The 14,773-nt window shown below is 61.2% G+C and carries 11 protein-coding genes and 1 pseudogene; 8 read left to right on the forward strand and 4 right to left on the reverse strand.

From position 1 onward, the window contains the following. Positions 1 to 15: 15 nt before the first annotated feature. Positions 16 to 945 carry an AraC family transcriptional regulator gene (locus tag ACA065_RS24710; protein WP_497691918.1) on the forward strand — a complete coding sequence of 310 codons (930 nt, stop codon included), beginning with the start codon at positions 16 to 18 and terminating at the stop codon, positions 943 to 945. Between the two features lie 62 nt (positions 946 to 1,007). On the opposite strand, the gene ACA065_RS24715 is transcribed toward ACA065_RS24710, so the two are convergent. The 4 genes from ACA065_RS24715 to edd form a co-directional block, all read right to left on the reverse strand. After that, positions 1,008 to 2,435: an ATP-binding protein gene (locus ACA065_RS24715; RefSeq protein WP_497695417.1), complete on the reverse strand. Its 1,428-nt coding sequence runs from the start codon at positions 2,433 to 2,435 to the stop codon at positions 1,008 to 1,010. A 31-nt stretch (positions 2,436 to 2,466) separates the two neighbouring features. Further along, entirely contained in the window at positions 2,467 to 3,201 is a 735-nt protein-coding gene (locus ACA065_RS24720) for a response regulator (protein ID WP_497691919.1), read from the reverse strand. Between the two features lie 154 nt (positions 3,202 to 3,355). Then, complete coding sequence (locus ACA065_RS24725) at positions 3,356 to 4,312, reverse strand: glucokinase (protein ID WP_497691920.1); 957 nt, start codon at positions 4,310 to 4,312, stop codon at positions 3,356 to 3,358. Further along, positions 4,309 to 6,135 carry a phosphogluconate dehydratase gene (edd, locus tag ACA065_RS24730; protein ID WP_497691921.1) on the reverse strand — a complete coding sequence of 609 codons (1,827 nt, stop codon included), beginning with the start codon at positions 6,133 to 6,135 and terminating at the stop codon, positions 4,309 to 4,311. The genes ACA065_RS24725 and edd overlap by 4 nt, the downstream gene beginning before the upstream one ends. 221 nt (positions 6,136 to 6,356) lie before the next feature. Between edd and gap the strand changes: the two genes are divergently transcribed. The 7 genes and pseudogenes from gap to ACA065_RS24765 all read left to right on the forward strand — a co-directional run. Next, positions 6,357 to 7,358, forward strand: coding sequence for a type I glyceraldehyde-3-phosphate dehydrogenase (gap, locus tag ACA065_RS24735; protein WP_049711713.1), 1,002 nt, complete (start codon positions 6,357 to 6,359; stop codon positions 7,356 to 7,358). A 232-nt stretch (positions 7,359 to 7,590) separates the two neighbouring features. Next, positions 7,591 to 8,109, forward strand: coding sequence for an RNA polymerase sigma factor (locus tag ACA065_RS24740; protein ID WP_497691922.1), 519 nt, complete (start codon positions 7,591 to 7,593; stop codon positions 8,107 to 8,109). A 74-nt stretch (positions 8,110 to 8,183) separates the two neighbouring features. After that, positions 8,184 to 9,152: a FecR family protein gene (locus ACA065_RS24745; RefSeq protein WP_497691923.1), complete on the forward strand. Its 969-nt coding sequence runs from the start codon at positions 8,184 to 8,186 to the stop codon at positions 9,150 to 9,152. Positions 9,153 to 9,268: 116 nt separating this feature from the next. Further along, positions 9,269 to 11,833: a TonB-dependent receptor gene (locus ACA065_RS24750; protein WP_497691924.1), complete on the forward strand. Its 2,565-nt coding sequence runs from the start codon at positions 9,269 to 9,271 to the stop codon at positions 11,831 to 11,833. A gap of 152 nt (positions 11,834 to 11,985) precedes the next feature. Beyond that, positions 11,986 to 12,594, forward strand: coding sequence for a biliverdin-producing heme oxygenase (locus tag ACA065_RS24755; protein WP_497691925.1), 609 nt, complete (start codon positions 11,986 to 11,988; stop codon positions 12,592 to 12,594). A 153-nt stretch (positions 12,595 to 12,747) separates the two neighbouring features. Further along, positions 12,748 to 13,149: a YbaN family protein gene (locus ACA065_RS24760; protein ID WP_197626887.1), complete on the forward strand. Its 402-nt coding sequence runs from the start codon at positions 12,748 to 12,750 to the stop codon at positions 13,147 to 13,149. Between the two features lie 514 nt (positions 13,150 to 13,663). Then, a pseudogene (locus ACA065_RS24765) lies at positions 13,664 to 14,521 on the forward strand (methyl-accepting chemotaxis protein); the annotation flags it as partial. Between the last annotated feature and the right edge of the window lie 252 nt (positions 14,522 to 14,773).

Consider the following 14,773-nt stretch of genomic DNA (forward strand, 5'->3'; position numbering starts at 1 on the left):
TGTAGAGGACGCCCCATGCCGTCGCCGGAACCCAAGTCCATTCCCCTCGATGCCGAGATGGAAAAACAACGCGCCGAACTGGCGAGTATTGTGCACCGGCATACCTGGGAAGATGGCTCTTACGGCACCGCGATCACCTCGCTGTTCCTGAACCGTCACAACACGCCCCGTGACTTCGTGCCGGTGCTGGTCGAGCCCGCGCTGTGCATCCTCGCCAGTGGTAGCAAAGAAGTGCGCCTGGCGGACGAAATCTTTGCCTACGACCCGCTCAACTATTTGGTGTTTTCGGTCGCGATGCCGGTGGCCGGACGGATCATCGAAGCCACGCCGCAAGACCCCAACCTGTCGGTGCGCATCAATATCGACCCGGCGCAGCTGACTGCGCTGATCGCCGAAGCAGGCCCGATGGGCGTGCCTTCACGCCCGACATCGCGCGGCATGTACGTCGACCGTATCGACACCCAGCTGCTTGATGCTGTGTTGCGCCTGGCGCGCCTGCTGGACAGCCCCAAAGACATCGGCATGCTGGCGCCGTTGATCAATCGCGAGATCCTTTATCGGTTATTACGTGGCCCGCAGGGCTACCGGCTGTACGAAATCGCCGTGGCCAACAGTCAGAGCCATCGCGTGAGCCAGGCGATCAAGTGGTTGAACGGCAATTACGAACAGCCGCTGCGCATTGATGACCTGGCCAAGGAAGTGAACCTCAGCGTCTCGACCTTACACCACCGCTTCAAGGCGATTACCGCCATGAGCCCGCTGCAATACCAGAAGCAGCTGCGCTTGCAGGAGGCGCGGCGGTTGATGATTGCCGAAGGGCTGGAAGCCTCGGCGGCGGGGTATCGGGTAGGGTATGAAAGCCCGTCGCAGTTCAGCCGGGAATACAGCCGGCTGTTTGGGGCGCCGCCGTTGCGGGATTTGGCCAGACTGCGCCAAAGCATTTGACCCAGCGCAACTTCATTGTGGGAGCTGGCTTGCCGGCTCCCACATTTGATCCTCGGGGCTCTTTAGTCCAGGGTCCGGGGCAACTGCAGTGTCACTCGCAAACCACCCTCACGCAGGTTCTGCAAACTCACCTCACCACCATGGCTGTGGGCGATGTTGCGCGCAATGCCCAACCCTAACCCATAACCTTGCTGCTGCCCGGCCAACCGAAAGTGCGGCTCAAAGACTTGCTCCAGCCGCTGCTCCGGCACGCCAGGCCCTTCGTCATCCACATGCAGGATGAATTCAGCGCCATCGTCTTCGATGTGCAAATGCGCGTTCTGCCCATACTTCAACGCGTTGTCGATCAAGTTGCCGATGCAGCGCTTAAGCGCCAGCGGCTTGCCCGCATAGGGCGCCAGGGCGCGGCCTTCCTGAGTAATCCGGCCATTGCCGTTGGGCGCCAAGTACGGCTCCACCAGGCAATCGAGCACATGATTGAGGTCGACCGGCTCGATGTTTTCATGGATGTCAGTGTCTTTCACGCATTGCAACGCGCCTTTCACCAACAACTCCAACTCATCCAGGTCGCGGCCGAATTTGGTTTGCAGGTTTTCGTCTTCGAGCAGTTCGACGCGCAGGCGCAGACGGGTGATCGGCGTGCGCAAATCATGGGAAATCGCGCTGAACAATTGGCTGCGCTCGGTCAGGTAACGGCTGATGCGTTCGCGCATGGCATTGAACGCACGGCCCACTTCCACCACTTCACTGCCGCCGCCTTCGGCCACCGGCTCTACGTCCGCGCCCAGGGACATGTCCCGCGCCGCCCGCGCCAGGCGCTTGAGCGGCCGGCTCTGCCAGTGCACCAACAGGCCGATAAACAGCAGCAGGAAGCCGCTGGTCAGCACGATAAACCATACCTGTTGCGACGGCAGGCCTTGTTCTTCAAGGCTGGTGTAAGGCTCGGGCAACAACGAGGCGATGTACAGCCATTCGCCCGGCGCCAGCTGGATCTGCGTGACCAGCACCGGCGGGTTCACCGGTTCCAGGGTCAGCGCGTAATGCGCCCAGGAGCGCGGCAGTTCATCGAGTTTTAAACCGGCGTTGAAAATACGCAGGTCCTCGGCACTGACGAACTCCACCGAGATATGCACGTCGCCGCCCAACGTCTGGCGCAGCACTTCATCCACTGCCTGCAGCACCGCTTGCTTGCGCGGGGTCTGCGGCAATATCTGCATATCCAAAGGTCGGTCGTTGAGGGTCACGACAAAACGCGTGCCGCCCATGCTGCGCAGTTGGTCGAGCACTAACGGGCGATAGGCAACGGGCAGCGAACGAAAATAACTCACGCTGGCCGTCATCGAGTGCGCCAGGCTGCGCGCGCTGGTGACCAGCCCTTCGAGCTGGGTGGCGCGCAATTGCGAAACCCAGATCACGCTGGACAGCGCCTGGGCGAACAGCACCGCCAGTAACGTCAGCAGCAGCATGCGCCCCAGCAGTGAGCGCGGCACCGGAAAGCGGCGGCGGCGTTCGGTCAAATGCTCAGTGGGCATTGCCGGCAACCACGCTGGCTGCCAGTTGATAGCCGCTGCCACGCACGGTGCGGATCAGCCGTGGAGGTTTTTCGGTATCGCGCAGGCGTTGACGCAGGCGGCTGACGGCCATGTCGACGATACGGTCCAGCGGCATCAGGTCGCGGCCACGGGTGGCGTTGCCGATAGTGTCGCGGTCGAGAATTTGTTGGGGGTGGTCGAGAAACAATTTGAGCAGGGCAAAGTCGGCGCCAGAGAGGATCACCTCTTCACCGTCGATGTGAAACAGGCGGTGACTGATCATGTCCAGGCGCCATTCATCGAACACCCACACATCGCCAGCGCTGCTGCGCTCCTGGCCGAACTGGGCACGGCGCAACAGGGCTTTGATCCGTGCTTGCAGCTCGCGGGGGCTGAAAGGTTTGCCGATGTAGTCGTCAGCGCCCAGCTCCAGGCCGATCACGCGGTCGGTTTCGTCGGAACTGGCGGTGAGCATGATGATCGGCACCTGCGCCTGGCGCGGGTGCTGGCGAATCCAGCGGCAGAGGCTGAAACCATCTTCGTCAGGCAGCATCACATCGAGGATGACCAGGTCGCACGGCGCCTCGTTCATCGCCTGGCGGAACCCCGCGCCATCCGGCACGCCACGCACCTGGAAGCCGGCACGACTGAGGTAGGTTTGCAGCAATTCGCGGATTTCCTGGTCGTCGTCGACGAGGAGAATCGATTTACTGATTACGCTCACGGGGTCCTCCTTGTTGTTATGGCCAAACCTGAGTCATGTGTTGCTCTCAAGGACCCCTTCGCGAGCAAGCCCGCTCCCATATTCAACCGCATTCATCCCGTTGGAATGAGTTTAAATGTGGGAGCGGGCTTGCTCGCGAAGAGGCCATCACTGCCTACGCAAAAGCCTGCTCCAGTGCGACTCCAGCCCCGGTCAACCCGGAATACGGCGCGGTCACCAACCACACCGGAATGCCTTTGAAGTAGTCGCTCATGCAGCCTTTGTCGCCAAAACTCTTGGCAAAACCGCTGTTGATAAAAAAGTCGGCAAACCGCGGAATCACCCCACCCACGATATACACGCCACCGCGTCCACCGGTCGTCAGTACGTTGTTGCCCGCAACACGGCCCAGCCAGATGCTGAACTGGTTCAATACTTCCATCGCTACCGGGTCGCCCGCCAAGCCCGCCGCCGTAATGGCTTCGGGCGTGTCCAGCACCGGTGTATGCCCGTCGACCGCACAAATCGCACGGTACACACGTGGCAGGCCGCCACCGCTCAAAGCGGTTTCGGCGCTGACGTGGCCGATTTCAGTGTAGATGTGCTGCCACAGCTGGGTTTCACGCGGGCTGCTCAGCGGCAGGTCGACATGCCCACCCTCGCCCGGCAGCGCTGCGAAGCGGCCGCCCCCCAAGTCCAGCAAGGTGCCGACGCCCAGGCCGGTGCCCGGGCCGATTACCACGGCGGGGCGCAACGGCTCCGGCGTGCCTTCGCAGACCACACGGAATTCGTCGGGTTTGAGGCGCGTCATCCCCAGGGCCATGGCCGTGAAGTCGTTGACCAGCAGCAGCTCATCCACGTGCAACGTTTTGCAGAAGGCAGTTTTGCTCAGACGCCAGTGATTGTTGGTGAATTTAAATTCATCGCCACTCACCGGCCCGGCGACCGACAGGCATACCGCACCGATGTCCCCGCTTTCCAGGCCTTCTTCCTTGAGGTAGACCTTGATGGCCTCCTCAGGGCTCGCGTGATCCGCCGTGGCATGCACGCGGATCGAGTGCAGCTCCTGATCCCGCCACAACGCAAAACGGGCGTTGGTACCACCAATATCACCGACCAGCGCAAGCTTCACTTAAGCGTCTCCAAGGCAGAGGTAAAGGCGCTGGCGCCCTGCTCTGCGGAGCTTGCGGCCAAGCGCATAAATGCAAACAGCTCGCGACCGGCCCCCACGTTATTGCCCAACAGGCCCGTGGCAGGCGTGCGCGCTGCAAATTCTTCGGCGTCCACCTTAAGCTCCAAGGTGCCTTTGACGCCATCCACACGAATGATATCGCCATCTTTGACCCGCGCCAGCGGCCCGCCGCTCTGCGCTTCGGGGTTGACGTGAATCGCGGCGGGAATCTTACCCGACGCGCCGGACATACGCCCGTCTGTCACCAACGCCACTTTGAAGCCACGGTCCTGCAACACGCCGAGGAACGGGGTCATTTTGTGCAGTTCCGGCATGCCATTGGAGCGCGGGCCCTGGAAACGCATTACGGCGACAAAGTCTTTTTCCAACTGGCCGGCCTTGAACGCATCGGCCAGGTCCTGCTGATCCTGGAACACCACGGCCGGTGCTTCAACGATCTGGTGCTCTGGCGCCACGGCGGAGACTTTCATCACGCCACGACCGAGGTTGCCTTCCATCACGCGCAAGCCGCCTTCCGGGGAGAACGCACGGGCCACGGGGCGCAGGATGGTTTCGTCGAGGCTTTCAATTGGGCCGTCGCGCCAGACCAGCTCGCCGTCGACCAGGAACGGCTCCTGGGTGTAACGGCTCAGGCCTTTGCCGGCCACGGTGTTGACGTCTTCGTGGAGCAGGCCGGCTTCGAGCAGTTCGCGGATCAGGAACGACATGCCGCCCGCGGCCTGGAAGTGGTTGATGTCGGCCTTGCCGTTCGGGTAAACGTGGGACAGGGTCGGCACCACCTCGGAGAGGTCGGCCATGTCCTGCCAGGTGAGGATGATGCCCGCCGACATGGCGATCGCCGGCATGTGCAGGGTGTGGTTGGTGGAACCGCCAGTGGCGTTGAGCGCAACGATGGAGTTGACGATGGATTTTTCGTCGACAATTTCACCAATCGGCGTGAAGTTGCCGTTGGCCTTGGTCAGTCGCGTGACTTGGTGTGCGGCTTCGCGCGTAAGCGCATCACGCAGTGGCGTGTAAGGGTTGACGAACGAGGCGCCCGGCAAGTGCAGGCCCATCACTTCCATCAGCAACTGGTTGGTGTTGGCAGTGCCGTAGAAGGTGCAGGTGCCGGGGCTGTGGTAGGACTTCATCTCCGATTCCAACAGCTCCTCGCGGGTGGCCTTGCCTTCGGCGTAACGCTGGCGCACGTCGGCCTTCTGCTTGTTGGAGATGCCCGACGGCATTGGCCCGCCCGGCACGAAGATCATCGGCAGGTGGCCGTAGCGCAGCGCGCCCATCATCAGGCCAGGGACGATCTTGTCGCAGATGCCCAGCATCAGCGCCGCGTCGAACATGTTGTGGGACAGCGCTACCGCCGTGGACATGGCGATGACTTCACGGCTGAGCAGGCTCAGCTCCATGCCAGGCTCGCCTTGGGTCACGCCGTCGCACATGGCAGGCGTGCCGCCGGCAAACTGGCCAACCGAGCCGACTTCGCGCAGGGCGGTCTTGATCTGTTCAGGGAAATGTTCGTACGGCTGGTGCGCCGAGAGCATGTCGTTATATGACGAAACAATTGCCACGTTGGCGGCATTCATCATTCGCAGGCTATTTTTATCTTCAGTGCCGCACCCGGCCACGCCGTGGGCGAAGTTGGCACATTGCAGCTTACCGCGCATCGGGCCGTCGCTGGCGGCGCCGCGAATGAGCGCAAGGTAAGCCTCGCGGGTTGCACGACTGCGGGCGATAAGCCGTTCGGTGACCTCAATAACGCGGGGATGCATGTGTAGAACTCCAGGCTAACGGATGTGGCGACCCTCGTTCCTGGGTTGATCAAACGCCCGCAGCGCATGGGATGGCAGGGTGTCGTTTGGATCATCGGACCAGTTGATTCAGGTCACTCGTTGTAGATTGAACAAAATATTGCCACTAAAAAGGCTTGTTTTCTATTTTTATGCGAATAATCTTGTAATTCTTACAACAAATCGACGACAGGCACTTTCCAATGACTCTTCGTATCGCAATCAACGGTTTTGGCCGTATCGGCCGTAATGTCCTGCGCGCACTGTATACCCAAGGCTACCGCCAGGATTTGCAGATCGTCGCCATCAATGACCTGGGCGACAGCTCGATCAATGCCCACCTGCTCAAATACGACACCGTACACGGTACTTTCGAAGCAGAGGTTGCCCACGATCAGGAAAGCCTGACCGTCAATGGTGACCGGATCGCCGTGAGTGCCATTCGCAACCCGGCCGACCTGCCGTGGGCTGCACACAAGATCGACGTAGTATTTGAATGCACCGGTCTGTTCACCGACCGTGACAAGGCTGCCGCGCATATTACCGCCGGCGCGCGCAAGGTGATCATCTCGGCCCCGGCCAAGGGCGCCGACGCCACCGTGGTTTACGGTGTGAACCATGACATTTTGCGTCAATCCCACCAGATCATCTCCAACGCGTCCTGCACCACCAACTGCCTGGCACCGGTTGCCCAGGTGCTGCACCGCGAGCTGGGCATCGAAAGCGGCCTGATGACCACCATTCACGCCTACACCAACGACCAGAACCTGACTGACGTCTACCACACCGACCCGTACCGCGCGCGCTCGGCCACCCAGAACATGATCCCGAGCAAGACCGGCGCCGCTGAAGCAGTCGGCCTGGTACTGCCGGAACTGGCGGGCAAGCTGACCGGCATGGCGGTGCGTGTACCGGTGATCAACGTGTCGCTGGTCGACCTCACCGTGCAGCTGAAAAAAGAAGCCACGGCCGAGCAAGTCAATGCACTGCTCAAGGAAGCCAGCCAGCACTCGAAAATCCTCGGCTACAACACCCTGCCGCTGGTTTCCAGTGACTTCAACCATAACCCGCTGTCGTCGATCTTCGATGCCAATCACACCAAAGTCAGCGGCAAATTGCTGAAAGTGCTGGCCTGGTACGACAACGAGTGGGGCTTCTCCAACCGGATGCTGGATAACTGCCTGGCGCTTTGCAACGCCGAGTAAGCAGGCAACGGAGTTATCTGTTGGAACGGGCTTGTGTGGGAGCGGGCTTGCTCGCGAATACGGTGAATCAGTCGCCCGATCCATTGACTGACACACCGCATTCGCGAGCAAGCCCGCTCCCACATGGGTTTTGTGCACTACCCAGCCCCCGTGTAGGCTCACAGAAATAGCCACTTGCCATTTCAGTTGATGATAAGCATTATCATTAACTGCATATCGGTCTGGTATCACTGTGAGCCAATCTCGCTTCAACCAAGTCTTTCTCACCCAACGGGTGATTCTGCTACGCACCTTGCAGCGGATGGTGAATAACCACAGCACCGCCGAGGACCTGTTGCAGGAAACCTACCTGCGCGTCACCCGGGCCCTCAGCGAGCGGCCGATTGATCACCTCGAACCCTTCGTCTACCAGACGGCGCGCAACCTGGCGCTGGACCACCTGCGCTCGCGCCGAATTCAAGCGCGCACGCTGCAGGAAGATGTCCCACTGAACGTACTGCAAAGCGTCGCAGCCCCGATCAGCACGCCCGAAGACGCGACACAGGCCGAGCAATTGCTCGAACACCTGAGCGTCAGCCTCGGCCAGTTGAGCGCCCGCCAGCAGCAGATTTTCATCCTCAGCCGCCTGCACGGTTGCAGCTATCAGGAGATTGCCGATCAGTTGCAAGTGTCCTTGAGCACCGTGCAAAAGGAACTGAAATTGATCATGGCCATCTGTGTAGGTGTGGCCGAACGGTTGGATCAGCCTTAAGCTTCACCCGACAGATGTGTCGATCCTGGCCGTAGGAAAGATGAATAGAACGTGGCGAAGACCCGAGGAACACCGTGACGGACCCGAATAAACTGCGCGCCCATGAGCTGGCTCATGAGGTGTTGCAAGACACGGCTATGGATCAGGCTCTCGACTGGCTGATCGCCTTGCAGTGCCCGCAACCCGGGCAACAGGCGGAGTTCGATGCCTGGCTGGCCAGCGACCCGGCGCACCTGCACGCCTTCAACAAGGCCCAGGCCGCCTGGGGCGGTGCGCCAGTGCACAGCGCCGCCGTCGCCCTGGCGGCGCCGCGTAAACCGAACGCCTGGCGCCGGATCAAACCGCATTGGAAACCGTTGGCCACTGCCGCCGTGCTGCTGATCGGCCTGTTCAGTTTCAGCAACCTGCCCGTGCGCCTGCAAGCCGACCATCTCACCGTGGTCGGCGAGCGCCAGCGCCTGCAGTTGGACGACGGCTCCAAAGTGCTGCTGAACACCAACTCGGCGTTTTCCAGCAGCATCAAGGACCACCAGCGCATCGCCCGCCTGTACCAAGGCGAGGCATTTTTCGAAGTTGCGCCCAACCGCGGCCTGCCGCTGGAGATCAACGCCGGCCCGGTGCGTGCCAGCGTGCGCGACACCGACTTCGCCGTGCGCTACCTCAACGGCGAGGCCCAAGTGCAGGTGCAGCGTGGTGACGTCGACCTGAGCAACACCTTCGACGATGCCCGCGTGCGCCTGCGCGCCGGCGAGAGTATCCGCATCGGCCCCAAAGGCTTCGGCCAACCCGCCAAGCTGGATGTGAGCAAGGACCTGGCCTGGGTCCAGGGCCGCCTGGTGTTCGAAAATTGCCCAATGAGCGAAGTGCTGGCCGAGCTGCGCCGCTATTACCCAGGCTGGATCGTCAACACCAACGACAAGCTGGCAAGCACCGCCGTCACCGGCAACTACCGCCTCGACCAGCCGCTGGACGTGGTGCGCTCGCTGGCGCACATCACCTCGGCCAAGCTCTCGGAATACCCGGCGCTGGTCATCCTGAACTAAATGAGAATTATTTTTACTCGATGTTAACCGGCGGTACGTCTCGTTATAGCCAATGCAACTGATTCCTATTTGATTCGGTTCGCAACTATAAGATTCGTACCTCCGGAGCGCTCTCGATGTCCTCTCGTTTCAACCGCCGGTCTTCTTCGCCCGTCCTGTCCTTGCTGACCGCCGCCCTCCTGCTGGCCAGCGCGCCGGCCATGGCCGCCACGGCCGCCGAGCCGGTCGCCCGCAGCCACGGCAACTACACCTTCAGCATTGAGCAGCAGCCACTGGTCTCGGCACTGAACGCGTTTACTGCGGTGACCGGCTGGCAAGTCGGCCTGCCGGCAGAGCTGGGCCAGGGTGTGTCGTCCCCTGGCGTGCGCGGCCCGCTGTCGCCGGAAAAGGCCCTGGACCGGCTGTTGGTGGGGACCAACCTGAGCTACCGCAAACTGAGCAATAACAACATCGTGCTGGAAAAGCGCGCGGCCGGCAGCGTGCTCAACCTGCAACAGGTGACCATCAGCGCCACGCGTAACGAGCAAGCCGTCAACAGTGTGCCGAGCACCGTCACCGTGCATGATCGCCAGGAGCTGGACCGCCAGAACGTCAACACCATCCGCGAACTGGTGCGCTACGAGCCCAACGTGTCGGTCGGCGGCGCAGGCACCCGCGCCAGCAACGCGGGCTACAACATTCGCGGCATCGACGGCGACCGCATCCTCACGCAGGTCGACGGCGTCGAGGTGCCCGACAACTTCTTCAACGGCCCCTACGCCAAAACGCGCCGCAACTACGTCGACCCGGAAATCGTCAAGCGCGTGGAAATCCTGCGTGGCCCGGCCTCAGCCTTGTACGGCAGCAGCGCGATTGGCGGCGCGGTGAGTTACTTCACCCTCGACCCGGAGGACATCATCAAGCCCGGCGAGGATTTCGGCGCCCGTCTGAAAACCGGCTACAGCTCCGCCGACGACAGCTGGCTGACCTCCGGCACCGTCGCCGGCCGCGTGCAGGACTTTGACGGTTTGCTGCACCTGAGCCAGCGCAACGGCCATGAAATGGAATCTTACGACGGCAACAATGCCACTGGCCTGGCCCGTACCGGCGCCAACCCGGAGGACGCGCGCACCACCAATATCCTCGCCAAGCTGGGCTGGAATTATGGCGATGACAACCGGCTGGGCCTGACCTACGAGAAGTTCAAGGATGATCGCGACGTCGACCTGAAAAACGCCGTGGGTGGCCCTTTCACCGGTGGACGAGGCTTCAACTTCTACCGCGCCCGTTCGGGCAACGACACCATCACCCGTGAGCGCTTCGGCATCGAAAACCGCTTCGCGCTCGACTCGCCGATTGCCGATCGCATCAAGACCAGCCTGAATTACCAGATCGCCAAGACCGACCAGACCACTGCCGAAATCTACCAACCGTCGCGCCGCGTATTGCGCACGCGCGAAACCCTGTACGAAGAAAAACAGTGGGTGTTCGACGCGCAGTTGGACAAGGCCTTCAGCCTCGGCGAGACCGACCACCTGGTGACCTACGGCACCACCCTGAAACAGCAGAAAGTCACCGGCTCCCGGGAAGGCGCGGCGACGTGCCTGGCGGTCGGCGGTGGTTGCACGGCTATCGGCGCGCCCAGCCCTTCTGCCGGCGACAGCGTGAAAAAATCCAGCGACTTCCCGGACCCGACCATCAACACCTACTCGCTGTTCGCCCAGGACCAGATCACCTGGAACAAATGGACCTTCCTGCCCGCCGTGCGCTACGACTACACCCAACTCAAACCCAAGCTGACCCAGGAATTCCTCAACACCGTGAACCCGACCGGCGCCTACCCGGTCAGCGACAAGGAAAAAATCTGGCACCGTGTGACGCCCAAGTTCGGCCTGACCTATGCGCTGACCGATCAATACACCTGGTTCGGTCAATACGCCGAGGGCTTCCGTACCCCATCGGCCAAGGCGCTGTATGGTCGCTTTGAAAACCTCGACCAGGGCTACACCGTCGAGCCCAACCCGAACCTCAAGCCGGAAACCAGCAAGGGCATCGAGACCGGGATTCGCGGCAATTTCGACGAGGGCTCCTTCGATATCGCGGTGTTCTATAACAAGTACCGTGACTTTATCGACGAAGACGCCTCGGTTGCAGGCGGCGATATACAAACCTTCGAAGCCAACAACATCAAGCACGCCACCATCAAGGGGATTGAAGCCAAAGGTCGCCTGAACCTCAACGCGTTCGGCGCACCGCAAGGCCTCTACACCCAGGGTTCGGTCGGCTACACCTATGGCCGCAACGACGACAACGGCGAGCCGCTCAACAGCGTCAACCCGCTTAAAGGTGTATTCGGCCTGGGCTACGAGCAAGAGCAGTACGGCGCGTTGGTCAGCTGGACGCTGGTCAAAAAACAGAACCGCGTCGACAGCAAGACCTTCCACGCGCCTGACGGCAGCACCAGTGCCCCGTTCAAAACACCAGGCTTTGGCATCGTCGACCTGACCGGCTACTACAAAGTCACCAACGACGTGACCATCAACGGCGGCCTCTACAACCTCACCGACAAAAAATACTGGAACTGGGACGACGTGCGCAGCTACGACGGCGTCGGCGAAGCCGGCGTGACCGCGCCCGCCAACCTCGACCGCCTGACCCAACCCGGTCGCAACTTCGCGATCAACCTGATCTGGGACATCTGATAGCACTTCAGCCAAATGCAGCCCCCCTCACCTCGCCGGAATTTCACTGGCGAGGTGAGGATTTTTTACTGTGCCGCGTCTTCTTGTTCGTCTAGTTGATAACAGCTCTCTTTAGGGCACCCAGGCGCTACTCTTCTCAAGGACTTTTTTCGATGACCGCTTCCCCTACCGCAGAACGCCCAAGCCTGCGCTCCCAGCGCCTGAACCAGATCACCAACGCGCCACACACCAAGCTCGACGCGCTGGTCAAAGCCCACGCCCCGTTTGAAACCCAAGCCAACTTCGCCCGCTTCGTGGTTGCGCAGTACCTGTTCCAATCGGAGCTGGTGGCCCTGTACAACGACCCTGAGCTGAACAAGATCGTCCCCGACCTGGCCGAGCGCTGCCGCGCCGAAGCTGCCAAGCTGGACCTGGGCGACCTGGACACCGAAGTGCCTGCACCGGTTGCCGGCGCCGTGAAGAACCCCAGCAAGGCCGAAGCCCTGGGTTGGCTGTTCGTGTCGGAAGGCTCCAAGCTGGGCGCTGCATTCCTGATCAAGCGTGCCGTGGGCCTGGGCCTGAGCGAAACCTTCGGCGCCCGCCACCTTGGCGAGCCGGCCGGTGGTCGCGCTGAAGGCTGGAAAGGTTTCACCCGCACCCTCGACGGCCTGGCATTCAGCGCCGAAGAAGAGGCCGCGGTAGAAAAAGGTGCTATCGACGCGTTTGTGCGCTTCACCGTGCTGCTGGAACAGGCGTACGCTAGCGCCCCTGAATTGGCCTGACTGCTGGAATGCGATTAAAAATGTGGGAGCGGGCTTGCTCGCGAAAGCGGTGTGTCAGTCGACATATGCATGGCTGAACCACCGCCTTCGCGAGCAAGCCCGCTCCCACATTTGGATCTCATTTCAAACTGATTTTCTGTGATCACCCAACCTATGCCCGGCAAAACCCAATCCACCTCAAAGATCGCGCAGCTCCTCTTCGGGCTGCTGGCCTACGTCAGCCTGGGCATTGGGTTGGTGGCGATTGTCATACCGGGTTTGCCCACCACCGAATTCATACTGCTCGCCGCCTGGGCCGCCACCAAAAGCTCGCCGCGTCTGAGTGCCTGGCTGGAAAACCACCGACTGTTCGGCCCTATCCTGTTCAATTGGCGCAACGGCAAGATCATCGCGCGCCGCGCCAAAGTCAGCGCCACCGTGAGCATGCTGCTGTGCGCCGGTTTGATGCTGGTAATGCTCGATCACGGCTGGCCAATCTACCTGGCGATCGCCGGCATGAGCCTGGGCAACCTGTGGATCTGGTCGCGCCCTGAACGGCTTGCAACGCCCGTATAACGCGGCGTTTAGTGTTTTCCCTACCGCTCATCACCTTTCCCTCATGAAACATCTTGATGCGCCGATGTTTCGGACATAGCGCCGAATGGAATTGGCTCGCCCTGCTTGCATACCAACAAGACCATTCGCGAGTGAACCTATGTTCGACACCCTCTCCATCCGCTTGAAAATCGTGCTGCTGTCTGGCCTTTGCCTGGTGGGGGTGATTGCGCTGATCATCAGCATCAACCTGTACGAAACCAACCAAAATGATCAACTGATCAGCGATTCAAGCTCGCGAATGCTCACCCAAAGCGTGCAACACCTGTTGCAAGCCAAAGCCGCCGAGCAAGCGGTGCAACTGCAGAAAACCTTTGGCGAAAATCTGGTGGTGGTCACAGCACTCGCCGATCAGGTCAAGGGCCTGCGCGCCCTCGCCAGCAAACGTTCGCTGGAGCCTGGCGCCCTGCGTGAGGAACTCAACCAAAGCCTTAAAACCGCGTTCGAGCGCAACAGCAAGGTGCTGGGTATCTGGATGTCGTTCGAACCCAACGCCCTGGATGGCAAGGACAGCGAGTTCGTCGACGACAAAGCCCGCGTCTCCAACGAAAAAGGCCGCTTCTCCAGCTACTGGAGCCGCGCCGCGGGTGAAGGCCTGAACACGGTGATGGTCGAGGAAGACCTGACCAAGACCACGCCCAACCTCAGCGGTACGCCCTACAACATTTGGTACACCTGCCCACGGGACACGCGCAACGTTTGCCTGCTCGACCCGTACTCCGATGAAGTGGCCGGCAAGCAGGTGCTGATGACCACCATCTCTGTGCCGTTGATCGTCGACGGCAAGGTCATCGGTGTGATCGGCATCGATATCGCCCTCAACACCCTGCAAGCCACGACGGACGCGGCACAAAAAGAGCTGTTCGACGGTGCGGCGCGCCTGGAAATTCTGTCCAGCACCGGCTTGATCGCGGCCTACAGCGGAGAGCCGGCCCGAGTCGGCAAAAACCTGATCGACACCCTCGGTGCCGAGGGCAAGGAGATCGTGCAGCTGTTGGCCAACGATACGCGCACGATCCTCGAGCAAAACGACACAATTCGCGCTGTGTACCCGGTCAAGCCGATTGCCGACGCCAAGTCCTGGGGCATCGTGGTCAAACTGCCGAAAGCCGTGATGCTGGCCGATACGCTGAAACTGCAAGGCGTACTCGACGAAGCCCAGGCAACCGGCACGCTCAAGGCCTTGCTGGTCGGCGCCGCCGCGGCCCTGCTGGGCTTGCTGCTGATCTGGCTGACCGCCACCGGCGTGACCCGCCCGATCAATACCGTGGCCGCGATGCTCAAGAACATCGCCAGCGGCGAAGGCGATCTCACCCAGCGCCTGACCTACGCCAAGAAGGACGAATTGGGCGAGTTGGTGAACTGGTTCAACCGCTTCCTCGACAAGCTGCAACCGACCATCGCGCAGATCAAGCAAAGCATCACCGAGGCGCGTGGCACGGCTGATCAGTCATCCGCCATTGCACGCCAGACCAGTGAGGGCATGCAGGTGCAGTTCCGCGAAATCGACCAGGTTGCCACCGCCTCCAATGAAATGAGCGCCACCGCCCATGACGTTGCCAACAGCGCCTCCAACGCCGCCAGC

The organism is Pseudomonas sp. LBUM1640 (assembly GCF_059716225.1).

Excerpts from the sequence above, each read along its gene's own strand:
- ACA065_RS24760 (WP_197626887.1), top strand. The coding sequence starts at position 12,748 with ATGCCCGGCAAAACCCAATCCACCTCAAAGATCGCGCAGCTCCTCTTC.
- ACA065_RS24755 (WP_497691925.1), top strand. The coding sequence starts at position 11,986 with ATGACCGCTTCCCCTACCGCAGAACGCCCAAGCCTGCGCTCCCAGCGC.
- gap (WP_049711713.1), top strand. The coding sequence starts at position 6,357 with ATGACTCTTCGTATCGCAATCAACGGTTTTGGCCGTATCGGCCGTAAT.
- ACA065_RS24750 (WP_497691924.1), top strand. The coding sequence starts at position 9,269 with ATGTCCTCTCGTTTCAACCGCCGGTCTTCTTCGCCCGTCCTGTCCTTG.
- ACA065_RS24710 (WP_497691918.1), top strand. The coding sequence starts at position 16 with ATGCCGTCGCCGGAACCCAAGTCCATTCCCCTCGATGCCGAGATGGAA.
- edd (WP_497691921.1), bottom strand. The coding sequence starts at position 6,135 with ATGCATCCCCGCGTTATTGAGGTCACCGAACGGCTTATCGCCCGCAGT.